The sequence below is a fragment of the Bifidobacterium pseudolongum subsp. globosum genome, from assembly GCF_004155535.1.
GTDB lineage: Bacteria > Actinomycetota > Actinomycetes > Actinomycetales > Bifidobacteriaceae > Bifidobacterium > Bifidobacterium pseudolongum_C.
In genome coordinates, this window is the sequence record NZ_RYUH01000014.1 from 44,035 (window position 1) to 67,002 (window position 22,968).

Below are 22,968 nucleotides of genomic sequence, written 5' to 3' on the forward strand. Positions count from 1 at the left end.
TCAGCCAACCGCTCACTGCTCGTGGCGCTTCTCGTAGAACGCCTTGAGCTCGGGGCCGGCGGCCTCGAGCGCCACCTGGTCGCAGTACAGCATATGGCCGTTGGAATGCACATGGTATTCGATGCGGTCCTTGAGCGCCTGCGGCAGGAACAGCTTGCCCATGTCGTGGCGCACGTTCCAGTACGGCGTGGCCGCGTCGTGGATGCCACCGAAGAACAGGATGCGGCTCGTGGGGTTGCGGCGCAGCGCCGTGGCGATGTCGAACGCGACGTTCGGCGTCTGCGGCGAGCCCATCGTGCCCGGGGCCTGATGGTTCCAGTTCCACGACTCGTTGACCTTCATCGACAGGCCTTCGTAGTTGGCGTAGCCCTTGAATCCGATGTCGCCGAGCATCTTCATGTAGACGTCCAGGTAGGCGGCGTTGATCGCGTCGTACGAGGGGTCCTCGCCCGCGAAGAACTCGTTGTCGCCCTGCACGTCCGGGTAGCCGAAGGTGGTGAAGCGCGTGTCGTAGCGGCCGGTGGTCTTGCCTTCGTCGGCGAGCAGCGACTTGCGGAACGTGTCGAGCTCGATGCGCAGGCCCTTCGCCTTGATGAAGTCCTTCGGCAGGCCGATGAGTTCGCTCATCTGGCCGGCGATCTCGTCCATCCTGTCCGCGGGCAGCTCATCGCCGAGGATGAGCGCGCCGGCGAGCGTGGAGTTCACGAAGTCGAACGCCTTGTTGTACCACTCGTACTGGTCAACGCCCTTGCCGGCCTTGCCGAAGTAGTTCGCGGTGGCGGCGTACACCGGCACCATGCCCATGTAGTATGCGTCATTGCCCGAAAGCGTGGGTGCGTAGTCCAGGATCGTGGACTGCTCGACCACACCGGTCACGCCAACGCCATGCTCGCCGAGCATGCGGTACACCACGGCGTTGCGCATGGTGCCATAGGATTCGCCGTACAGGTAGACCGGGCTGTTGAAACGCTTGTGCTCAGTGAGCCACGCGATGATGCCGCGGGTGAACGCGTCACCGTCGCCGTCCACGCCCCACACCTTCTTGGCGTCGAAGCCGGGCGCCACATGGGAGTAGCCGGTGCCGAACGCGTCGATGAACACGAGGTCGGAGCTGGTCAGCAGTGTGCTTGGGTTGTCTTCCACCTCGCCCACGCCGGTCAGGTGCGCCATGCCGTCGGTCTTGACGCGCACGGCGCCCATGCCGCCGATGTTGACCATGTACGACGCGCCGCCGGGGCCGCCGTTCCAGCAGAACGTGACCGGACGGTCGGACTTGTCGGATGCGTCCGAAACCTGCGAGAGCATGAACATGTGGCCGATGAGCGTGCCGTCGTCCTCGCGCACCGGCACCATTTCCGCGGTGGCCGTGTAGTTGATGGTGGTGCCGTCCGCGCCGGTCCAGACATAGTCTTTGCTCGCAGTGGCGGGAACCGGTTCAAGCGGTTCCTTCTTGTCTTCCTTCGCGCTGGATGCAGCGTTGGTTTCGTCAGTCATAATGACTCCTTAGATTGAAAACATGTGAATCAGTGGGATGCGGGGCCCGCGGGCCTGGACGGCGTAGACGTGCCGCCGGAAAGCGTGGGCTTGGCTGTCTTGGCTGCGGCCTCGCTGGCTTCGGCCTCGTCGACCTGCACACGGTGCTCGGCCTTGGCGAGCGCGGCGTCGTCCTTGGCTTCGTCTTCGAGCGCATGCGCCTCGTCGGTGTAGTCCTGCACGTCGGCTTCGAGCGCCTGCGCGCGGGCTTGGGCGCGCTTGGCGTCGGCGGAGGCGTCGGTCGGGATGGCTGCGGCCTTGACGTCCGCGGCGGCGGGCGCAGGCAGCATGTTGCCGTCGTCGTCGGTGTGCACCGGCTCGGGCTCATAGGCGATCGTCTTCATGCCGGCGTTCGGGTCGCCCACAAGCGCGACCTTGGCGGGCTCGCCCGGTTCGGTGATGCCGTGCTTCTTGAGCAGCGCGGCGGCTGCGGCGGCCTGCGCGTCGGCGTCCTTGGCGCTCGGCAGATCGATTGTCTCGTTCGGATCGTAGAGATGTTTGATCGGCTGGCCCATCGGGTTCTGGCCTTCGCTGAGCAGCGCGGTCGGGATGTTGGACAGCGCCTTGCCCGGCTTCTTCATGCCTTCGATCTGCCAAGTGAACGGCGCGAACTGGTTCGTTGGATCGGACCAGTCGTGCTTGCGCGAGGCGCGGTAGATGAGCACGCAGGCGAGGAACACGAAGGCGAGCAGGCCGATGATGATCAGGTCATAGGTCAGGCCCGAGCCGACCTCGGCCTCGAGCTGCGCCGGCGGGTAGAACGCCAGCACGATGCCGAAGAGGCAGGCGATGATGCCCACACCGGCCACGATCCAGGCACCGACCATGCCGCCGGGCACCTTGAAGCCGCGCGGGCGGTTCGGCTGCTGGTAACGCAGGCGCAGGAACGCGACGAACATGAGCACGTAGTAGGTCAGGTACAGGATCGTGATGGCCTGGGTGATGAGCGCGACGAAGCCCTCGACGTTCGGCAGCAGGAACACGATGAACGCGATGACGGTCATCAGGGCCATCTGCGTGTACATCAGGCGGCTCGGCATGCCGTGCTTGTTGTTGTTCTGCAGGAACTTGGGCAGGAAGCCCGAGCGGCCGGCCTGGCCGAGCATGTACGAGGGGCCGGCGAGATTGGTGATGAGCGCGGCGAAGCTGTTGAGCATGCCGAGCCAGCAGAACACCAGATACAGGTCGGGGAATCCGATCGCGGCGCCGAGCGCGCGGTACGTGGCGTACAGCGTGTACAGCAGGTTGATCTGCTTGTTCGGAATGACCATGGCGATGATCAGGGTGCCGACGATGAAGATGACGAGCGAGAGGATCATCGAGATGAAGATGGCGAGCGGGAACTGCTTGTTCGGCTTCTTCAGGTCCTTGATGTGCGCGGCGTTCATGTCGATGCCGGCGAACGAGAAGAACACGCCTGCGGCCAGGGCGAGCGTGGACATGCCCGACCACTTGGGCACGAGCTCCGCCGGCGACATGTCGATGGCCGGGCTGTTGCCTTGGCACAGCCAGACGACCGCGAGGATCGTCATGACGCCCAACGGCAGGAACGTGCCGAGGATCACACCGTACTTGGCGATGTTGCTGAAGGTCTTGACACCCTTGGTGGCGAGCCAGCAGCAGAACCAGTAGTAGGCGAGCCAGCCGATCATGATCGGCAGCGTGACCTTCCACGTGTGCGAGTTCTTGGCGAAGTCCACCGCCCAGTCGTACTTGGTGGTGAAGAAGCCGATTGTGGCGGACATGGACGGGATGCCGGAGCCGAAGGTGAAGGTCGTCTGGAACCAGAGGATCAACAGGCAGGCGATGGCCGGGAACGTGCCGATGCCTTCGCCGACCCAACGGAAGATGCCGCCGCGTTGGCTCCACCCGGAGGCGAGTTCGGCCGCGACCAGACCGGTCGGCAGGAAGAACAGCAATCCGCCGAGAAGGAACAGTGTGACGGAGGACAAGCCGTAGAACGACTGCTGTACGTCGTTCGCCAGACCGGCGATGACCGTGACGTTCATCATGATCAACGCGATGGTGGTGAGATTGCCCGAGCCTCCCTTGGCGCCTTTGACTATGGCGCCGGATTTCGATTTTGTATTTCCACTCATGATTTCCTGCTTATCTTGCACAACGCCGAAGCGGGGCCGGAGCCACGCGCCTCATCACGGTTCCGGGTTGAAGGTGTTCCAGTACGGAAGCACTTCGGGCTCGGTGTCGAGTGCCTTCCGGTATTCCTCCGGCAGGTACTCCTTGCGTACGGCGACCTCGTACATGTACTCGTCGAACCACGAGTCGTCCATGATGAAGTAGCCTTGGTGGCCGACCGGCTTGCCGTGCGCGGTCGCGCCCCACGAATTCTCCACCTTCCAACGCACCGGCTTGCCGTCGGCGTCCAGATCGACGCCGGCCATCGTCATCGCGTGGCTCGGCAGGCTCTGGTTGTATTGGAACCGCTGGCCTTTGTCCATCTTGAACGTGATGCCGAACATCTTCTGCACGTCATACAGGTTGAGCGCGAGGATGCCCTTCTGGAAATCGGAATCCTGCACCACGTCGCAGCCGAACCAGACAGGCTCGCCCGCCTTGAGCTGGTCGATGACGGCCTGCTTGAACACATCCAACGGCACGTTGAGGTACTTGAGGTGGCGCTTGGCGCCGAGCACCTCGCCGGTCATGTCGATCGTGTAGACCTTGCCGAATTCCATGCCGTCGACCGGCAGGTTCATGACGCCCACGTAGTCGTCGAGTCTGATCTCGCCGAGATACTTCTTGTAGAACTCGAGTGGGGTCAGGCCGTAGTCGGCGTGGTACTGCTTGTCGGTGTCGCGGTATTCGAAGTCCACCTTCTCCGGCGGCTGGCCGAAGCTCACGCACAGCATGCGGTAGATGTCGGAGAGCATGTCCTTGCGGGTCTTCTCGATCTTCTCATCCGACTTGCCGTCACGGACCATGGCGCGCAGTTCGAACGCGTCCTCGCGCAGCAGGCGGTTGAGCACCGCGTTGAACTCGGAGGTGTCGAGCGTCACCTTGGTGTCGGGCATCGCCTCGCGCGGCACGACGCCGTACTTCTCGATGAGCGCGCAGACCGGGTCCCAGTCGCCTCCGTCCTGCTGCGGCGTGGCGAGCAGGAAGTCGATGCGGCGGTCGTTGAGGTCCTCCTTGGCGTACTTGACGATGTTCTCCATGAAGAAGTTCGACTTCTCGAGCTTGTCATAGAAGAAGTTGTAGTTCTGCGACAGCTGGAAGCTGCCCTTGGGCAGCTTGAGCTGCTTCTCCATGTGGAAGCGCAGGAAGTTGAGCGCGGAGAACATCCAGCAGCGGCCGGACTGCTCCTGGTTGGCGACGGCTTCGCTGTCGACGTCGATGGAGAACACGAAATTGTTCTTGGTGACGACGACGTTCTCACGTTCGCTCGAGGCGTGGATGCCGTTGTTCTTGACGGCCTGCTCCGCGATCTGCTGGGCGGTGTCTTTCTTATAGGCCTGCGCCATCTGCGCCAGGTCCTGTTTGGTCAATTCCATGATCGATGCCTTTCCTTGTGCGGTAATCCCGGTGTTTTTGTCTTGGCGTTCAGTCGAACAGCGTCCACGGCTGGCTGGGGCGGTCATACAGGTAACCACGCTGCCAGTTCCACTGTGGGTGCTGGGCCATGAACTCGTCGGCGTCGAACGGCTCGCCGTCCGCGCGTCCGAAGATGCCCCACATGCGCAGCGCCTCGATGTCGGAGGCGTCCGCGCATTTGCCGTCGCACGAGCCGCCCGGGAAGAACGGCACATTCCACACACCGTGCGGATCGTCGGCGTAGTATTGCGGATCGACGTCGTAATGCGCGCAGATGTTGCGCGAGCACGCGTTGATGTACCCCAGATAGGGGTCGAATTTGTCCGCCAGGATGCGCTTGGCCACATCGTCGTCGATGGTGCCCGCAAGCTGCGGCATGAGCTGTTCGAACCGGGCGCGGCGCGCGCCGGTCTGCTGGCGCACGTCGTTGTAGCCGTTGTCGACGCATTCGAGGTTGCGGATGCGCGGATTGTGGCACGCGTTGCAGCCATAGTAGAAGCCGTCGGTCGTGCGCAGCAGCTCCTGGTGCTTGAGGCCCTGCTCGTAGCGCGCGATCTCGCCGTTCTTGGTGTCGGCGAGCAACCAGATGTTGGCGTAGCCGCCGTTGTTGCCCTGATTCGCAAGGTCGACCCATTCGTCGATCGAATTGGCGTATTGCGTGGCCTTGCGCGAGCGCACGTATTCGGGGATGCCGTTGACGTCGTAGCCCACAAAGCCGGCGATCGTGGTCTCGGTGATGCCCAGACCGGCGGAGGTGACATAGAAGTCGGTCATCGAATCGATATAGCCCGGCACGGTCTGCATCTTGAAGCGGTTGCCGTGGGCCGGCACCACTTCCTCGCACACGTTGAAGTACTGGCCGCTCCAGAAGTCGTCGAAGCTTTCGTGGGCGATGACGGGCCGGCCGTCCGCAGTGGCGGAACCGGTGGCCACAAAGCCCGAGCAATGGGAGCCTTTGGGGCCCGCCGGCGGATTGTTGGAGTACTGCGCGGCCACCTGCGGCCACCAGTAGCCGGTCAGTTCCATCCATGCGTTCCAGCCGATGATGTCGCCGAGCGTCGTGGGGAACCCGCCGGCGGTGAAGCCGTCGGCCATGCCCTGCATCTCGTCGAGGTATTCCTGCTCGATGTGCGCCTGATGGAGTTTCACGGCTTGTTCCACGAAGAATGAGTAGTCCATGCCGAGCGTTTCGAGCGTCATGTGTGTGTAGACGCGGATGGCGTCACGGAACTCGTCGGTGAGTAGGTAGCCGTGCTGGAACCCGATGTCGTAGGGTTCACCTTCCACGTGCAGGTAATGCCAACCATTGATGTCGTCTCGGCTCGCCTTGTCCACGATGGCGCGCTGCTGATCCGTAAGTTCTGTCATGACCGGTCCTTTGTGCCTCTTATCGGATACGCTTTCACAATAGAACCGGAAAAAATGCGGACCCCACCGTTTCAATCAAGGCATAATACGCTTCAGGCGTTGTGGAAAAACCGAAAATTCATGCTCTTATACGCGAAATGTGAATGTTTTTCACCCCACAAAAGAACCCCACTGTCGGTATCCGGTTGGTTGGTGCACCGCTGACCAATAAGCGACGCAGTGGCCACAGGAATATACGCGTCTTGGCCGACAAATCCCAAGCCACCGCCCCGAACATAACGGAATCCCTCCTGCCGCGATATGGCGGCAGGAGGGATTCGGGGCGGTCAGAGGTCGAAACCGAGCTCCTTCGCGGCCTGTGTGGGCACCGGGTCTTCGCACCAGAAGTCCTCGAGGTTCTCCACGGTCGTCAGCGAGCGGATCTCCGCCTTGTCGATGTACAGCTCGCCGCTCAAATGGTCGGTCTCGTGCTGGAAGATGCGCGCCGGCCAGCCATGCAGGCGCTCCTCGTGGCGGTTGCCCTCCTCGTCGTGCCAGTGGGCCACGATGTCGAGCCAGCGCTTGCGCACCGCCTGGTAGCCTTCCACACTGAGGCAACCCTCGTAGAACGAGCGCGTCTCCTCCCCTACCGGTTCGTAGGCGGGGTTGATGATCACATGGAACGGGAACTCAGCGATTTCACGCGGGTCGTCGTCGCCGTCGGCATGGTCCTCCACCACGGCGAGCGCAAGGTTCAGCCCGATCTGCGGGCCTGCCAGCCCGACGCCCGGCGCGGCGAGCATCGTGGTGCGCATCGTCTCGATGAGTTTGTGCAGCGTGTGCTTGCTCAACTGCCCGTCGTACTGCACGCATTGCGCGCGCAGCACCGGCTCGCCGGCCTCGACGATCGGCAATACGCCGTGGTCGGCGGATTTGAGCAGCCGTTCCACATCCCTGTTGAGCGCCATGTCGACGCGCTTGTGTGATCCGAACATCCGTATCCTTCTCTCTTATATATAAGGTATGTCTACTGTGCGCTCACAGCCCGAGCTCGTCGGCCACGACCTGCGCCAGGCGCGCGGTCACGGCGTCCGCCTGTTCCTGCGTGGCGGCCTCGGCCATCACGCGCACAAGCGGTTCGGTGCCGGAGGGGCGCAACAGCACGCGGCCGGTGTCGCCGAGCAGTTCCTCTTCGCGCGCGACGGCGTCAAGCACCGCCTTGTTGGTCTTGGCGGCCATCTTGTCTACATTCGGCACATTGATGAGCTGCTGCGGCAGCTGCGGGAAGTCCGCGGCGAGGCTCTTGAGGCTGCGGCCGGAATCGACGACCTCCTTGCACAGCGTGAGCGCGGTGAGTGTGCCATCGCCGGTCGTGGCGAATTCGCGGTTGATGACGTGGCCCGACTGTTCACCGCCGAGCGAGTAGTCGCCCTTGAGCATCTCTTCGAGCACATAACGGTCGCCGACGTTGGTCTGCACGGTGGTGATGCCCATGTCTTTGAGCGCGAGTTTGAGGCCGAGGTTGCTCATCACGGTCACGACGAGCGTGTTGTGGTTGAGCTTGCCTTCGCGTTGCTTGGCGCGCGCGAGGATGCCCATGATCTGGTCGCCGTTGACGAGCGTGCCGTCTTCGTCCACCGCCAGGCAGCGGTCGGCGTCGCCGTCGAAGGCGACGCCCAGATCGGCGTTGGACGCCTTGACCATGGCCTGCAACTGCTCGGGGTGGGTGGATCCGGCGTTCTTGTTGATGTTGTAGCCGTCCGGCGACGCGTTGATCACGATGACGTCCGCGCCCGCGCGACGCAGTGCCTCGGGCGCCACGACCGACGTGGCGCCGTTCGCGCAATCGGCCACGACGCGCAGGCCCTTGAGCGGCTTGGACTGCGTGCCGTCGGTGATCGGGGCAATCGTGGCCACGAGATGGTCGATGTACATGTTCGTGGCGGTGTTCGAGTCGTGGCTCACGCGGCCCACACCCGCGCCGGTGGGGCGGTCCCAATCCTGGCCGAGCACGGCCTCGATCTCGTCCTCCTTCTTATCGGGCAGCTTGAAGCCGCCGCGCGCGAAGAACTTGATGCCGTTGTCGGGCATGGGGTTGTGCGAGGCGGAGATGACCGCGCCCATCTCCACATTGAGCACGCTCGTCAGATAGGCCACGCCCGGCGTGGGGATGATGCCCGCGTCGATGACGTCGAAGCCGCCGGCGCTCATGCCGGCGGCGAGCGCGTTGGAGAGGAAGTCACCCGAAACACGGGTGTCGCGTCCGATCAACGCACGGCGCCGGCCCGCCTTCTGATCGGGTTTCGGGGCATCGTCGCCGAGCACACGCACGGCGGCGTCCCCCAGATCGAGCGCGAGCTGGGCGGTCAGATCACGATTGGCAAGACCACGGACACCATCGGTTCCAAACATACGTGGCATATTCATCCTCACTTGATATGCATCAGTCCACCGATCCGACCGATATCCACGACCGGACCATACGTGCACGATTCTACTGCACCCGTCTACTGCGCCCATGGCGATTGCCGTGGTCAGAAGAGCGAACCATTGTCCTCCCGCACCATATTCGCGGGCACGATGCTTGAGACCACGTTCACCGGCAATGAGTCCGCATCGTATGTGCGACTGGCCATCCTCCCTTGGTCGAACGGCACCATCAGGAACTCGGTTCCCGCAGGCCCCGACTGGGAATCATCCCATGTCACGTCCACGGCGGTCCAGCCTTCGCCGGTATTGACCACATTCCACGCGTGCCGGCTGTTGTAGACGGGGATGGACGGGTCGATGACGTTGCCGGTGACATACCATGATTCGATGCCGGCCTGGTTCAACAACGCCTGGAACACCTGCGCATACCCCGAACAGACGATGTACGCGTCGTCGGTGCCGGCCACCTCCAACGCGAGCGCGCTGGCGGTGTATTCCGTCCGGGCGTCGATGTTGCTTTTGCCGTCCTTGTAGACCGCATGGTCGTACCGGAACGAGTCGATGATTTTGTTGTGGAAATAGGTCACCTTGTCCCGTGGACTGCCGCCGACCTCTTTGACCCACGCATTGACGACGCCCAGGACCTTGTCACGCTCCTTGAGGTAATCCTCTTTCCTCTGGCGTTTGGAGCCGGCGTACACCTGTACAATCGGGTCCTCGCTGCCTTCGTCCGTACGGACCGACATCGTGCAGGTGTACACACAGAAGGTCAGCGGGTTCTGCGCCACGGCCTCCTGGAACGCCTGTTGGAGGGTGTCGCTGTGATCGGAGTCATCCGCGCTGACGTAGTGGGCCACGTTGATCCTGCGGTTGCCGGCGAGCAGATTGGCGGCCAGGTATTTGACCAGCTCATTGGTGCCTTTCACGGGGATGCCCGTGGACGACAGGTCCGGCATGGTCGTGGAAGTCTCCACGGCCATGTCCTTGGCCAGCTGCTCCCAATCCACATCGCTGTCATCGACCACCGGGAGCAGTCCTGTGCCGGGATTCTCCTCGTCGAGCTGGGCGTCCGCCTCGTCGAATCCCTTCTTCAGCGCGTCGATCGTCGGGTAATCGGTCGCGGGAATCGAGACCGTGTCGTGTATCGTGGTGCCCTTGATGGTGCACGGCACCTCCCATATGAGCGTTTCCCTGCGACTCGTGGTGCCACCGTTCTCACGGTCGTATTGGACCGAGTCCTCCTTGCGCGTGGTGGCTTTGTCGAAGTCGAACACACGGCGCGTCTTGCGGATGGTGCCATCCGCCATGTTGACGTAGCCCACGGCCTCGTACTTCAGCAGTTCGATGCCGCCTTCGGGCTTCTTGCCCCGCAGGTTTTCGGTATGCAAGCTCACGGTGATGGGGATCTGCGACAGCAGGTCATTCGCGCGCAGCATGGCGTAGGGAGAGTAGCCGCCCTCCCCGTCCGTGGCACGCACCAGGAACGACATGTTGCGCACGGTGTCGGGGCCCGGATAATACGACTTCACATCCTCGGCCTTGATGTTGTCGGACGTGGCCGCGTTCTGCAGGTCCAGACGGGTTCCTTCGATGTCATCGGCGCTGTCGCCCATGACCAGGCCGCCGAACAATCCGTTCTGGCTGTCTCTCTCATCATCCGGATCGATGGCGTGTGCGGACATCTCCAGTTCCTTGGAATTGATCGACGTGTCCTCGGTGAAGTCGATCAGGGTGACGGTCTGAGGGATGGATGTCTCGCCCTTCCGCTTCTTCTGCATGAACACCTGGTATCTGGAGGCCCCGTCCACCGGGTCCCAGCGAATCGTGACATACCCGTCATCGTCAACGGACGCGCGCAGGTTCTTGGGGATGGGCAATTCATCCGCATCCCCCTGCACGGTGAAATAGGTCACCTGCGGTCTCTTGAGCTTTTTGCCGTCATCGCCCGCATACCGCACCAGATAGTAGCCGTCGAACCCGAACCAGCGGTTTCCCGACGTCTTTCCATCAAACGAATAATGTTCGGGGTCCTTGTCGTGTTCCTTGGTAAACGGGTAGACCTTCTTGTTGTTCCTCACAGAGGAACCAGTGAATGCGGAGATGGTGATATTGCCGGGTTTCTCTATCCCGCAAGACGAGGTCGTGGGGAACTCATTGGTGAGCGCCGGGTCGGTGTACACCCTCACCGCTTCCTTGTACCTCTCGTCATCGTCTTTGCAAGCATATGGGATGTCAAACCTGTGGTACCACTCGAGCCCCGTCATCGGCTCCAGCAGTTCGAAATCGCCGTTCTGCAATGCACTTGGATACATGTAGCCGCCATAGATGCCCTGCTCTCGGTCTGCGGCGCGCTTGTGCATGAACCATGCCACACCCGAAGAGGCGATGACGCATACCGCCACCACGGCTGCGACGATGGTGATGATCCGCTTCCTGTGCTTCTTGGGGTCTATGGCCACGGCCTTGGCCTGTGTGGGATTGGATTGGCCGGGCCGTGTGGAGACCCATCGCGTTCCAGTCCAATACATGGTCTTCCGGGTGCGCGGGTGCCGGTACCAGCCGGCCTTGGGCAACGGTCGGCCCTGCTGCGGTTGTGGTGGCTGCTGAGATGGGTTTCCGTGCGGCTCCTGTGGTCCAGTCATCGCTTCTCTTCCTTATATCCTTATGCTCTTGTGGTCCCGTTACCGTTGACTGCCGCCATAGGCGGGAATGCTTGACTTGAGCATCCAATCCGATTCCACGGTGTGTTCGTCCAATGTATTGGCGTCCTTGAGCTGATACTCGCTCGACGCATATGAGCCATCGTCGTCCCATGTGGTGTCGATGTCGTACCATTTACCATCCAGCTGCACGCGGTTCCAGGCGTGCCTGCCGCTCGCACCCTGTCCGCTAACGAACAGCGACGGTATACCGATCTGGTCGGCAATGGCGTCGAACGACAATGTATATGATGCGCATACGCCCCGGCCGTTGATCAATATGCCATCCGTCCAGGAATGAGGGAACGCCTTTTGCAGCTGAAACAACTCCATATGGGACTCGTAGGCTTCGAATGCGTCATAGTCATACTCGGCGGTGGCCGCCAGATAGTTGTCAATCTGGATAGCGCCTTCGCGTGTGGCACCGGCTGTGATTGCGGAGGCGCCCTGCATCACTTTGTCGTAAAATGCATCACGCAATGCGAATGCGTCATCGGCATAGGTCACACGCACCATACGCTTGCCAGTCGTAGTAATAGTGGCCAAACTGACACCCGAATAATCCACCTTGAACATGACGGCAAGATACGAGTTTTGGTATATCGCTTCCTGAAGCACGTCATAGAACTCAGGAGCGCTTGGGCTTGACGCATAGGCGTCGATGTCGATCATCTTATGGCCAGCGAGCAGATTCTCCGCCACATAGCGCACATATTCGGTCGAACCGAATGGCTTGTATTTCTCCACGCCGTTGTGCCCAACGGGCTTGCTATCCGGTTCGAGCAGGTCATTCATTTCCTGTTTGAAGGTGGCACTAATCACGCCGGACTTCGGCTCGTTTCGCTTCCACTGGGCGATTTTCGCTTGGGATTGGTCGTATTCGCCGATGTCCCTGTACCACTGCTTCGTCGTATATGCCGTCCCCGGAACCATACAGGTGCTGTACAGCATGTGCGAATCGTCGAATTCAGGCTTGGGGCATTCCTTGTAGATCTCGTGGGTGCGGCCGTCGAGCATCGTGACGTAGTGCTTGGCATAGGCGTGCTGGAGCTTGTCGGGCATCTGCGAGTCATTGCCGGAGAACGGTTGCGTCTGCTGATTGATGGTGCTCAGCATATAGTCGGCTTCTTGTAATGGCAACGAGGACATGAACGGCGCAAGCGAGGCTGTTGATAAATAGCTCTCATGTCCGTTCGAGTCGATTGCGCTCACGGCAATCCAGCCATCCGATGTATCCATGCGCTCATCGAACTGCTGGGCAAGTTGTGCAGCACGTTCCTCGCCGAGCGCCAGACCCAAATCGTAATCAACGCAGTCAACATCGGTGCTTTTTGACGCCTTGCACTCCATCGCGTTGTCCTCGCTTTGCAGCACCAATTGCGATAACGCGCCGTTGCCGGCGCTGTCGCCTAACTGGTCGAGGCGCACGTCCGTCTGGTCGGTGTCGGCGATGGGATCCATCTGCACTTCGGACGTGAAGAACGTGTGCCGGATCGTGTACAGCCGGTATTTGCTCGCGCCTTCCACCTTGGAAAAACTGATGCGCAATATGCCATCGCCATCCACCGACAACTGCAGGTCGCGCGGACGGTCCAACGAACTGCGGTACTTGTCCTTGACGGTGAAATACGTGATCTTGGGTTTGGCGAGCTTAACGCCATGCGCATCGCGCCATTGCACGAGCCAGTAATGTTCATAGCCGGAAAAACCGAGATTGTACTTGGATATGTCGTTGTCGTCCTGGGCGGCATCCGGGCGGGACATGCCCGTGACCTCCAATCGGTTGTCGTCCGTGATCGCATAGCCGGCCTCGACGGGCGCATCCAGATTGGCGTTGCCGTATACGCATAGGAAATCGCAGGCTTCCAGCTCCTCGGACTTCGCGAGCTCCTGCGCCGTTTCGGGCGTAAGATCCATCGAGAACTTGCGCGAATTGCTGATGGCGATCAACGGGTCCTGCAGATCGAAACGGTCGGCGGTGAACGTGGTGCCGTACGCCTCTTCCTTGGACATCGATGCGAACGAAGGACCGTCCACAAGACCGGCGCGTTCCAGAACGTTCAGAGTCAGCATCCCGCCACCGACGAGCACCGCCAGAGCCGTGATGATGCTCAGCAGAATGATCCAGATACGCTTCTTGGGGGCCTTCGGCGATGCAAGCGCCGCAGACGGGGCATAGCCGGCTCCCTGCATGGCGGGCATGGGCCGCTCGCTCCATTGGGCTCCGGTCCAATACATGATCGTCTTGGTTCGTGGATGTTGGTACCACCCCGCCTTGGGCAGTGGCCTGCCGTTGTCAGGTTGACGGTCCCGCAGCGGTTGCGGCTGCTGAGGTGGCGTGCCCTGTCGTGGCTGCTGTGGGGGTGTTCCGCGCGGCGGCTGTGGCCCGGTCATCACTTCTCCTTAATGCCCTCTTGCTTCACAAAAGTACCTTGTCAGCGTAATGGAACAAGGTTTTCCGCCATCACACGATGAGCTGTTTTTCTTTGACAGCATACCGAGGCACCACATTGTGTCGTGGATATGCTACTAGGAATTATCGAAGTATCAGCCGCGATACCGTTGGGGCCTGTGCCGTCCATGACGGCACAGGCCCCAACATCACCGATCGTTGTGTCTAATGCGGCGCATCACCCATCGATGTCGCCGTTGAGCGACGCGTTGAAGTCGGCGACCATCTTGGTGCGGTGCGAGCTCTCCACGTTGCCGCTGATCAGGCGCTTGAGCGCGTTGTCGGCGTCCTGGTGCGTGGCGAGCCACTTATCGCCCAGCTCCACGAGCGTCGCCGGATCGGCATAGCTCGGGTACAGGCCCTCAAGCAACGCCTCGGCCATGTGGAACGTCTTGTGGTTCCAGATCCATTCCGCGGAGTCGAAGTACTCCTTGACATACGGTTCGGCGAGTTCCTGGCTCGGCGTGGAGGCGAAACCGGAGGCCACGGATTCGAGCTGGCTGTTGGTGAGCACCTCGTCGTGGATCGCCTCGTTCCACGCCCACGCCTTCGCGTCGGCGGTCGCGCGCGCGGCACGTGCGGCGAGCGCGAACTCGCGGTTCTCCGTGGTGTCCTTCTTCTCGAGCTCCTGCTGGATGTCGGCCTCGTCGATCGCGTTGATGGACGCGAGCGCGCGGGTCAGCGACCAACGGAAGTTGTTGTCGAGCTCGAGGCCTTCCAACACGAGCGAGCCGTCGAGCAGGCCGCGCACGGTGTCGGCGAAGAGGCTGTCGCCCTCCACGCCGTAGCTCAGGTAGGCGCTGATGAGCTGGAACTGCATGTCGGAACCCGCGGGCGCCTGCTTCGCCAGATCGAGCAGCTCCTCCGCGGTACGGCGCGCGATGACGGCGCGGTTCTTCGGGTCGGTGTAGTGCCAGACGGTCGTGGAGAGGCATGCGAGCGCGTAGCGGAACGTCGTGGATTCCGTCTCCGTGCTCAACAGCTTGAGCGTCGTGTCGATGAAGTCGCGCGCCGCGAGCTGCGCGTCGCGGGTCATGTCCCACAGCGCGAGCCAGATGACCGCGCGGGCGAGCGCATCGTCGAAGCGGTACAGGTTCGCCTTGGCGAACGTGAGCGAATCGTCGTCGAAGCGCAACTTCGTGTAGGTCAGGTCGTCGTCGTTCACAAGCAGGAACTGCGGGCGCGCCTTGCCCACCGCCTCACTCACGTCGGTCTGTTCGCCGCGCACATCGAGCTCGATGCGGTCGGTGCGCACGACCTTGCCGGTCGCCTCGTCCTCGTTGTAAAAGCCGACGGCGAGACGGTGGTCACGCAGCACGGGATGGTCGGTCGGCGCGAACTGGTGCAAGGTGAGCGCGCTGATCGTGCCGTCGTCGTTCGTGTGCAGGTCGGTGGCGATCGTGTTGATGCCGGCCTGCTCAAGCCACTGCTTGCTCCACGTCTTGAGGTCGCGGCCGGACGTGCCTTCGAGCTCGGCGAGCAGGTCGTCGAGCGTCGCGTTCGAATACGCGTGGCGGTACAGGTAGTGGTTGATGCCCTCGAAGAACTCGTCGCGGCCCACGTAGGCGACGAGCTGCTTGAGCACGGACGCGCCCTTGGCGTAGGTGATGCCGTCGAAGTTCACGTAGGTGTCGTTGAGGTCGTTGATCGGCGCGACGATCGGATGGGTCGTGCTCAGCTGGTCCTGGTTGAGCGCCCAGCTCTTCTCGCCGGAGCAGAACGTGGCCCAGGCGTCGTGCCATTCGGTCGCCTCGGCGGTGGCGAGCGTGGAGGTGAACTCGGCGAATGACTCGTTGAGCCACAGGTCGTTCCACCACTTCATCGTCACGTAGTCGCCGAACCACATGTGCGCGAGCTCGTGCAGCACGGTCACCACGCGGCGCTCGGCGAGCGCGTCGGTCACCTTCGAGGAGAAGACGTAGGAGTCGCGGATCGTGACCATGCCGATGTTCTCCATCGCGCCCGCGTTGTATTCCGGCACGTAGATCTGGTCGTACTTCGCGTACGGGTACGGCACGCCCCACGTCTTCGCGTAGAACGCGAAGCCCTTCTTGGTGATGTCGAACAGGTAGTCCACGTCTTTCGCGAAGTCGTCCTTGAGCGCCTGGCGGCAGTATTGCGCCATCGGGATCGTGCGGCCGTCCTCGTTCTGGTACGTGGTGTGCCATTCGGCGTACGGGCCGGCGCAGATCGCGGTGAGATACGAGCTCATCGTGGGTGTGGGCGCGAAGGTCCAGCGCTTGGCGTGCTCGGCGGGCTTGGTGCCGAGCGTGCCGTCGAGCGTCATCCGGTCGGTGTCTTCGGTGCTCTCGACCGGCATGTTCGACGTGACGATCCACGAGCACGGCGCGAGCACGGAGAAGCGGAACACGGCCTTGAGGTCGGGCTGGTCGAACACGGCGTAGACGCGGCGCGCGTCCGGCACTTCGAACTGCGAATACAGATACACGTTGCCGTCGGAGGGGTCCACGCTGCGGTGCAGGCCTTCGCCGGTCGTCGAATAGCGGCACACGGCGGTGACGACGACCTCGTTGCGCTCACGCAGGTTGTTGAGTGCGATGCGGTCGTCGGCGAACACCTCGCCCGGCTCCACGGACTCGCCGTTGAGTGTGACCGACGTCACTTCGTCGGCGATGAGGTCGAGGAACGTGCTCTCCCCCGCCTTGGCGCCGAACTGGATCGTGGACGTGGAGACGAAGGTCGTGTCGCCTTGCGTCAGGTCGAGGTCCACACTGTAGTGGATGGGGTATTGCACGATGGATTTGCGTTCTTCCGCTTCGACGCGGGTCAGATTCGCTCCCGGCATAGTTGGCTCCTCACTGTCTTCTGTCCTGTTTCCCCGTAGGTTCTTCTTGATGGTTCTTCCACGCAAAGCGCCGGCGCGCACGGTCGGGGACCTGTGCGCGCCGGCGTGCCGCCTGTTAGTCGGAGTATGTCTCCATGCTCTCCATGTCGGCCGCGACATCCGCCACAACGGGCACGATCATCGGCTTGCGGTGCAGTTCGCGCGCCACCCAGCTGCCGAGTGTGCGCCGCATGATCTGCTGCAGCTTGTGCACGTCCTTCGTGCCGCCCATCATCGCGTCCTGCAACTGCTCGATGATCTGGTGGCGCACCTTTTCGAACGACTTCTCGTCTTCGGCCACTGCGTTGAGATACACCTTAGGCCCCGAGATCACGTCCCTCGCGTCGGTGTCGACGACCGCGAAGCATGAGACGAAGCCTTCGGAACCGAGGATGCGGCGCTTTTCAAGCTCGTCGTCGGTCAGTTCGCCCACCGAATCGCCGTCCACGTAGATGTAGCCGCATGGCACGGAGCCGACAATCGCGGCCTTGCCGTGGTAGAGGTCGACCACGTCGCCGTCTTCGGCGAGCACCACGTTCTCCGGCTCGATGCCGGTCTTGACGGCGATCAGGCCGTTGGCCACGAGGTGGCGGTTCTCACCGTGGATCGGCATCGCGTTCTTCGGCTTGACGATGTTGTACATGTACAGCAGCTCGCCTTCGTTGCAGTGGCCGGAGACGTGCACGGCCGCGTTGTCGCGGTTGACGACGCGCGCGCCGAGCTGCACGAGCTTGTTGATCACCTTGTACACGCCATGCTCGTTGCCGGGGATCAGCGAGCTGGCCAGGATGACCGTGTCGAACTCGTTGATCGTGATGTCGCGGTGGTTGCCGTCGGCGATGCGGCCGAGCGCGGCCATCGGCTCGCCCTGCGAACCGGTGCACATGTACACAAGCTTGTTGTCGGGGTAATCCTTGGCCTTCTTCAGGTCGATCACCGTGTCCTCCGGCAGGTGCAGGTAGCCCAAGTCGGCGGCGATGGCCATGTTGCGCACCATCGAACGGCCGACGAACACGACCTTGCGGCCGTACTTGTGGGCGGCGTCCACCACCTGCTGCACGCGGTGCACATGGCTCGAGAAGCTCGCCACGATGATCTTGCGCGTGGCGGTGGCGAACACCTGGTCGAGCGCCGGGCCGATCGAGGTCTCGGGCTTGACGAAGCCGGGCACCTCGGCGTTCGTCGAATCCATCATGAGCAGGTCGATGCCCTGTTCGCCGAGCTTGCCGAACTCCACGAGGTCGGTGACGCGGTGGTCGAGCGGCAGCTGGTCGAGCTTGATGTCGCCGGTGTCGATGAGCGAGCCGGCGGGCGTGCGCACGCACACGGCGAGCGCGTCGGGGATCGAGTGGGTCACCGTCACGAATTCGAGGTTGAACGGGCCCACCTTGAGCTTGTCGCGGCCTTCGACCTGGATCGTCTCGGGCTCGATGTGGTGCTCCTTGCACTTGGCCTCCACAAAGCCGAGCGTCAGCTTGGAGCCGATGAGCGGAATGTCCTTGCGCAGCTTGAGCAGGTACGGCACGCCGCCGATGTGGTCTTCGTGGCCGTGCGTGAGCACGAGCGCGTCCACCTTGTCGAGGCGGTCCTTGATGTAGTTGAAGTCAGGCAGGATCAGGTCGACGCCCGGCTGCTCCTCTTCGGGGAAGAGCACGCCGCAGTCGATGAGCAGGATGTGGCCGTTGTATTCGATCACGTTCATGTTGCGGCCGATTTCGCCAAGGCCGCCGAGCGGCACGATGCGCATCGAGCCCTTGCGGTACTTCGGCGGGGCGATGCGGTTGGTGTCGTTGGTGTCCGATGTGGCGAGCTTCTTGCCCTTGGCGGCGTTGTCGCCGTACTGCGGCGTGGTGTTGGCGCCCTTGCCGGCGCGCTTGCGCGTGGCAGTGGCTTTGGCGCCCGACTTGGCCGTCTTCGCGGTGGTCTTGGCGGCCGTCTTCTTCTTCGATCCGCGCACATGTTTGCGCGGCGCTTGTTCTTGTGTTTCTGTCATGGTGTCTTCGTTTTCTTCAATAAGTGCCGTCCGCCTATGCGAACGGCAAGGAATCAGTGCGGCCGCGGGCACACGCGGCCATTGTGTCACAGCAGACCGGACGCCTTGAGGCCGGCCTTGACCACGTCGATCTGCTCGGCGCTCGGGCCCACGTTCGGCAGGCGCATCTCGGTGCATTCGAGCAGGCCTCGCACGTTGAGCGCCGCCTTGGCCATCACGGCCTGGAAGCCGGTGCCGTTCATCGCGTCGATCGCGGGGGCGATGCGGTTGGCGAGCGCCTGCGCACGGTGCACGTCACCGCAGTCGAAGGCATTCGCCAGATCGCGCAGCGGACCGGCGGCGGCATGGGCCACGACCGAGATGATGCCCACGGCGCCGATCGAGAGGAACGGCAGGAAAAGCGCGTCGTCGCCCGAATACCACGTCAGGCCGGTTTCGAGGCGCTTGCGCACGGCGCCGGCGATGTCTCCGGTCGCGTCCTTGACGGCGCACACGTGGTCGAGTTCGGAGATGTGGCAGTATGTGTCGAGCGCGATGCGCACGCCGGTGCGCCCCGGCACGTCGTAGACGATGATCGGCTTGTCCGCCGACTCGTTGACGGCGCGGTAATGGTAGAAGATGCCCTGCTGTGAGGGGCGCGAGTAGTACGGGCAGACCACGAGCACCGCGTCGGCGCCCGCTTCCTGCGTCTGTTCGACCATGCGCACGGTGTGCGCGGTGTCGTTGGAACCGGCGCCGGAGATGACCGGCACATCCACCACGTCCTTGACGGCGCGCACCAGCTCGACCTTTTCGTCCATGTGCGTGGTGGGTGATTCGCCGGTCGTGCCGTTGACGACGATGCCGTCCGCGCCGTCGGCCACCAGCTGGCGGGCGATCGTCTGCGCGGCGTCATAATCCACCGCGCCGTCGGACTTCATCGGGGTGACCATCGCGGGCAGGATGCGCCCGAACGGGGCTGGGTCAAGAAGGTGCATGGTTCCGTCAGTCATACGTGCAACGGTACTGTTGGGTTAGGACGCGCGCGGGGCGATTCACTGCCGGAAAAAGCGTGCGGTGCCGCGCCCCGCGCGCATCCCGCGCGTCACAGATCGAGGAATTTGTCGAGCCCGACCGTCAGGCCCGGGTGGCCTGCGCCGTCCACGTTGCGCACGGCGAGCAGCACGCCGGGCATGAACGAGATGCGGTCGAAGCTGTCGGCGCGGATCGTGAGCTGTTCGCCGGCGTTGCCGAACAGCACCTCTTCGTGCGCGTTGAGGCCGCGCAGGCGCACGGCATGCACGTGCACGCCGTCGATGACCTGGCCGCGCGAGCCGCCGTCGGTCTCGGTCGCGTCGGGCACCGGGCCCAGACCGGCCGCGGCGCGCGCCTCGGCGATGCCCTGCGCGGTGTGGATCGCGGTGCCGCTCGGCGCGTCCACCTTGTTCGGGTGGTGCAGCTCCACGACCTCGGCGGATTCAAAATACGGGGCGGCCACGCGCGCGAAGTGGTCGGCGAGCACGGCGGAGATCGCGAAGTTCGGCGCGATGAACACGCTCTGGTCCGGGTTGCCGGCGTCGGTGAGCGCCGCCGAGACCTGGTTGAGCCTGTCTTCGGTCCAGCCCGTGGTGCCGACGACGACGTTGACGCCCTGCTTGACGAGTGTGAGCACGTTGCCGAGCGCGACCGACGGCACGGTGAACTCGACGACGACGTCGGTGTTCTCCGGGCCGATCGCCGTCAGGTCGTCGCCGGCGTCGAGCGCGAGCGCGAGCTGCATGTCCGCGGCGCCTTCCACCGCGGCCACGACGTGCGATCCCATGCGGCCCTTGGCCCCTACCACCGAAACTCGAATCATGATGCATGCCTTTCTGTTGTATGCGTGGGTGCGTCTTGTTCCACGTCCAGTGTAGCGGCCTTGCGCGTGAACACCCACCAGCCGAGCAGGGCGAAGGGGATCGCGGCGGCCGTGTACACCCACGTCATCATGACGCCGGCGTGCGCGTCGACGTGGTCGAGGATCACGCCGCCGAGCAGCGAGCCGAGCGAAGCGCCGATCTGACCTGCTGTGGTAAGCCACGACAGGCCTTCGGTGAGCGACTGCTCCGGCACCGTCTCCCTGACGATGAGGTTGCCGGTGGCGAACAGCGGCGAGACGACGAGGCCCGAAAGCAGTTCGACGGCGCCGAGCACGAAGTAGTTGTCCATCGTCCAGCGCATGCACGCGAAGCCGACCACAAGGATCGCTAGGCACACGATCATGCGGCGCCAATGCGGGCCGCGGTGCTGGCGCGAGCCGAAATACAGCGCGCCGATGCACGAGCCGACGGCGATCATCGCGAGCTGCAGGCCAAGGAACTGGTCGAGGTGGTCGTGTTCCATCGCCGCCGTGATCGACACGTCGAAGGTCGTGAAGCTCATGTTGAAGCAGATGAACGTGAGCATGAGCGGCAGGATGCCGGCGTACAGCAGCACGTTGCGCGTCGCCTTGCGCGACGACGCGGCGAGCGAGTTGCGTTTGCGCAGGGAATCCTGCGGCGCGCCGCCGTCGTCGAATTCGCCGCGCGCGATGCGCAATTCCATGTCGTCAGGCGCCACCGGGGTCGTCGCCACGGCGCGCAGCACGGGCGGCTCCGAGCGTTTGAGCGAGAAGAAGACCGTGCCGCCGATCGCACACGCGGCGGTCGGCACGAACAGCTGCGAGACGGGGTGCACCGAGGTGGCGAGCGTGGCCGCGAGGATCGGCCCGAAGATGAACACGATCTCGTCGATCGCCGATTCGAGCGCGTAGGCCGTGTTGAGCAGGTCCATGTTGCCGGTGCGTTCGAGCAGGTACGTCCAGCGTGTGCGCACGAGCGCGCCGAACGAGAACTGCGTGGCGCCCATGACGAGCGCGAGCACGAACAGCAGCGGGATCGGCACGCGGGCGAGCGCGCTGAACGCGAACACGAGCATCGCCACGACCTGCACGGCGAGCGCGGTGCGGCCCACCTTGCGCTGGCCGAAGCGGTCGAACAGGCGCGCGTAGAACGGCGTGACGGCCGCGACGGCGAGGATGTACGCGCCGCTCATCGACCCGGCGATCGTCCAGTTGTCGTACAGGTGGTTGAGCGCGAGCACGATGCCGAGGCTCATCATGCTCATCGGCAGGCGCGCGAGGGCGGCGGAGAGGCAGAACGCCTTGGCGCCGGGCAGCGCGAACATGCGCGCGTACGGGGAACGCGTTGCGGTGGTCGTGCTCATGCGCCGCACACCTCGCCCTGTGCGCCGCGGAACGCGCCGCCGAGCGCGCCGTTCGCGAGGTCGGCGCGGTAGATGAACTGGTCGTCGGTATTCATGCCGGGCGCCAGATCGGCGTCTTCCGGGTGGTCGGCGGCGATGCGCTCGGCCACGCGATCAAGGCCTTTGTGGTCGTAGAACCCGAAGTCGCAGCTCGAATCGGTGTGCAGGAAGAACGCGTGCACGCCCATCGACCGCAGGGCGGCGAGCAACTGGCGCCACAGCGCGCCGCCGACGCCGGCCCCACGTATATCGGGGTTGACCATGAACAGTTCGAGTTCCGCCTGCGTGGTGGCGGTCACGTCGCTGTCCTCCTCGAGGATGCCTTCGCGCACGAAGAACCCGTCTTCGAGCATCGTGACGGCCGCGGCGCCACGCGGATCGGCGAGCAGCAGCGCGCGCGTGCGCATGAACTCGTCATGCGCCTGCGGAAACAGGGCGTGCTGCCCCACCACACGGGCGAGCGTGATGCCCGCGATGTCGCCTTCGGCCGTGACCGCCACGTTCGACCATGTGCTTTGCTCCAGATAGTGCAGGGTCAGGTAACGGGCCACGAGCAGCGCGGTCGGCGTGCCGGCGAGCGCGGGCCCCTGCGGCCATACGCGGTCGAAGCACGCGGCCACGGTGTCGAGGTCGTTCCAGTCCATCGGCCGGTAGCTCACGGCGGGTGTGCCTGCGGTGTATGCGTCTGCTGAGGTATGTGGTTCGCTGTTGGCGCCCATGTGCATTGCTCCTTTGGATTCGCATTGCGCATGTGTGCCCGCCCACGCATGCCGGTGGTTCAGTTGTGCCGCGCAGCCAGTGCAGTGCGTTCCCCTGCACTCCGGGCGCCCCTGCACCTGCAGTGGCCGCCCGGTTC

General features: G+C 63.3%; 14 protein-coding genes. All 14 read right to left on the reverse strand.

Annotated elements, in window-relative coordinates; all coding sequences use genetic code 11:
- Nucleotides 1–12 precede the first annotated feature (12 nt).
- The 14 genes from PG2093B_RS07235 to PG2093B_RS07300 all read right to left on the reverse strand — a co-directional run bounded on the left by PG2093B_RS07235 (nt 13) and on the right by PG2093B_RS07300 (nt 22,831).
- Nucleotides 13–1,494 carry a S10 family peptidase gene (locus PG2093B_RS07235; protein WP_129897919.1) on the reverse strand — a complete coding sequence of 494 codons (1,482 nt, stop codon included), beginning with the start codon at nt 1,492–1,494 and terminating at the stop codon, nt 13–15.
- 29 nt (nt 1,495–1,523) lie between these two features.
- Nucleotides 1,524–3,632, reverse strand: coding sequence for an APC family permease (locus PG2093B_RS07240; RefSeq protein WP_129897920.1), 2,109 nt, complete (start codon nt 3,630–3,632; stop codon nt 1,524–1,526).
- Nucleotides 3,633–3,686: 54 nt separating this feature from the next.
- A complete protein-coding gene (locus PG2093B_RS07245) occupies nt 3,687–5,045 on the reverse strand; it encodes an aminopeptidase C (protein WP_129897921.1) in 1,359 nt (452 codons plus the stop codon).
- A gap of 49 nt (nt 5,046–5,094) precedes the next feature.
- Nucleotides 5,095–6,453: a C45 family autoproteolytic acyltransferase/hydolase gene (locus tag PG2093B_RS07250; protein ID WP_129897922.1), complete on the reverse strand. Its 1,359-nt coding sequence runs from the start codon at nt 6,451–6,453 to the stop codon at nt 5,095–5,097.
- A gap of 326 nt (nt 6,454–6,779) precedes the next feature.
- Nucleotides 6,780–7,427 (reverse strand): peptide deformylase, encoded by a 648-nt coding sequence (locus PG2093B_RS07255; protein ID WP_022858694.1) that lies wholly within the window; start codon nt 7,425–7,427, stop codon nt 6,780–6,782.
- A gap of 43 nt (nt 7,428–7,470) precedes the next feature.
- The gene (gene glmM / locus PG2093B_RS07260; RefSeq protein WP_129897923.1) at nt 7,471–8,853 is read right to left on the reverse strand and encodes a phosphoglucosamine mutase; all 1,383 of its coding nucleotides are present in this window, start codon (nt 8,851–8,853) and stop codon (nt 7,471–7,473) included.
- 113 nt (nt 8,854–8,966) lie between these two features.
- Complete coding sequence (locus PG2093B_RS07265) at nt 8,967–11,504, reverse strand: transglutaminase domain-containing protein (protein ID WP_129897924.1); 2,538 nt, start codon at nt 11,502–11,504, stop codon at nt 8,967–8,969.
- A gap of 39 nt (nt 11,505–11,543) precedes the next feature.
- A complete protein-coding gene (locus tag PG2093B_RS07270; protein ID WP_129897925.1) occupies nt 11,544–13,799 on the reverse strand; it encodes a transglutaminase domain-containing protein in 2,256 nt (751 codons plus the stop codon).
- Nucleotides 13,800–14,191: 392 nt separating this feature from the next.
- Nucleotides 14,192–16,819 (reverse strand): aminopeptidase N, encoded by a 2,628-nt coding sequence (gene pepN, locus PG2093B_RS07275; protein ID WP_129897926.1) that lies wholly within the window; start codon nt 16,817–16,819, stop codon nt 14,192–14,194.
- A gap of 115 nt (nt 16,820–16,934) precedes the next feature.
- A complete protein-coding gene (locus PG2093B_RS07280) occupies nt 16,935–18,851 on the reverse strand; it encodes a ribonuclease J (protein ID WP_129897927.1) in 1,917 nt (638 codons plus the stop codon).
- An 86-nt stretch (nt 18,852–18,937) separates the two neighbouring features.
- Nucleotides 18,938–19,843 carry a 4-hydroxy-tetrahydrodipicolinate synthase gene (gene dapA / locus PG2093B_RS07285; protein WP_129897928.1) on the reverse strand — a complete coding sequence of 302 codons (906 nt, stop codon included), beginning with the start codon at nt 19,841–19,843 and terminating at the stop codon, nt 18,938–18,940.
- Between the two features lie 92 nt (nt 19,844–19,935).
- The gene (gene dapB / locus PG2093B_RS07290; RefSeq protein WP_129897929.1) at nt 19,936–20,688 is read right to left on the reverse strand and encodes a 4-hydroxy-tetrahydrodipicolinate reductase; all 753 of its coding nucleotides are present in this window, start codon (nt 20,686–20,688) and stop codon (nt 19,936–19,938) included.
- Nucleotides 20,685–22,073 carry an MFS transporter gene (locus tag PG2093B_RS07295; RefSeq protein WP_242502859.1) on the reverse strand — a complete coding sequence of 463 codons (1,389 nt, stop codon included), beginning with the start codon at nt 22,071–22,073 and terminating at the stop codon, nt 20,685–20,687. Before PG2093B_RS07295 ends, dapB begins: the two co-directional genes overlap by 4 nt.
- Entirely contained in the window at nt 22,070–22,831 is a 762-nt protein-coding gene (locus tag PG2093B_RS07300) for a GNAT family N-acetyltransferase (protein ID WP_165369740.1), read from the reverse strand. Before PG2093B_RS07300 ends, PG2093B_RS07295 begins: the two co-directional genes overlap by 4 nt.
- Between the last annotated feature and the right edge of the window lie 137 nt (nt 22,832–22,968).

Coding starts and splice junctions, on each gene's coding strand:
- PG2093B_RS07235 (WP_129897919.1), bottom strand. CDS start 1,494: ATGACTGACGAAACCAACGCTGCATCCAGCGCGAAGGAAGACAAGAAG.
- PG2093B_RS07240 (WP_129897920.1), bottom strand. CDS start 3,632: ATGAGTGGAAATACAAAATCGAAATCCGGCGCCATAGTCAAAGGCGCC.
- PG2093B_RS07245 (WP_129897921.1), bottom strand. CDS start 5,045: ATGGAATTGACCAAACAGGACCTGGCGCAGATGGCGCAGGCCTATAAG.
- PG2093B_RS07250 (WP_129897922.1), bottom strand. CDS start 6,453: ATGACAGAACTTACGGATCAGCAGCGCGCCATCGTGGACAAGGCGAGC.
- PG2093B_RS07255 (WP_022858694.1), bottom strand. CDS start 7,427: ATGTTCGGATCACACAAGCGCGTCGACATGGCGCTCAACAGGGATGTG.
- glmM (WP_129897923.1), bottom strand. CDS start 8,853: ATGCCACGTATGTTTGGAACCGATGGTGTCCGTGGTCTTGCCAATCGT.
- PG2093B_RS07265 (WP_129897924.1), bottom strand. CDS start 11,504: ATGACTGGACCACAGGAGCCGCACGGAAACCCATCTCAGCAGCCACCA.
- PG2093B_RS07270 (WP_129897925.1), bottom strand. CDS start 13,799: ATGTATTGGACCGGAGCCCAATGGAGCGAGCGGCCCATGCCCGCCATG.
- pepN (WP_129897926.1), bottom strand. CDS start 16,819: ATGCCGGGAGCGAATCTGACCCGCGTCGAAGCGGAAGAACGCAAATCC.
- PG2093B_RS07280 (WP_129897927.1), bottom strand. CDS start 18,851: ATGACAGAAACACAAGAACAAGCGCCGCGCAAACATGTGCGCGGATCG.
- dapA (WP_129897928.1), bottom strand. CDS start 19,843: ATGACTGACGGAACCATGCACCTTCTTGACCCAGCCCCGTTCGGGCGC.
- dapB (WP_129897929.1), bottom strand. CDS start 20,688: ATGATTCGAGTTTCGGTGGTAGGGGCCAAGGGCCGCATGGGATCGCAC.
- PG2093B_RS07295 (WP_242502859.1), bottom strand. CDS start 22,073: ATGAGCACGACCACCGCAACGCGTTCCCCGTACGCGCGCATGTTCGCG.
- PG2093B_RS07300 (WP_165369740.1), bottom strand. CDS start 22,831: ATGGGCGCCAACAGCGAACCACATACCTCAGCAGACGCATACACCGCA.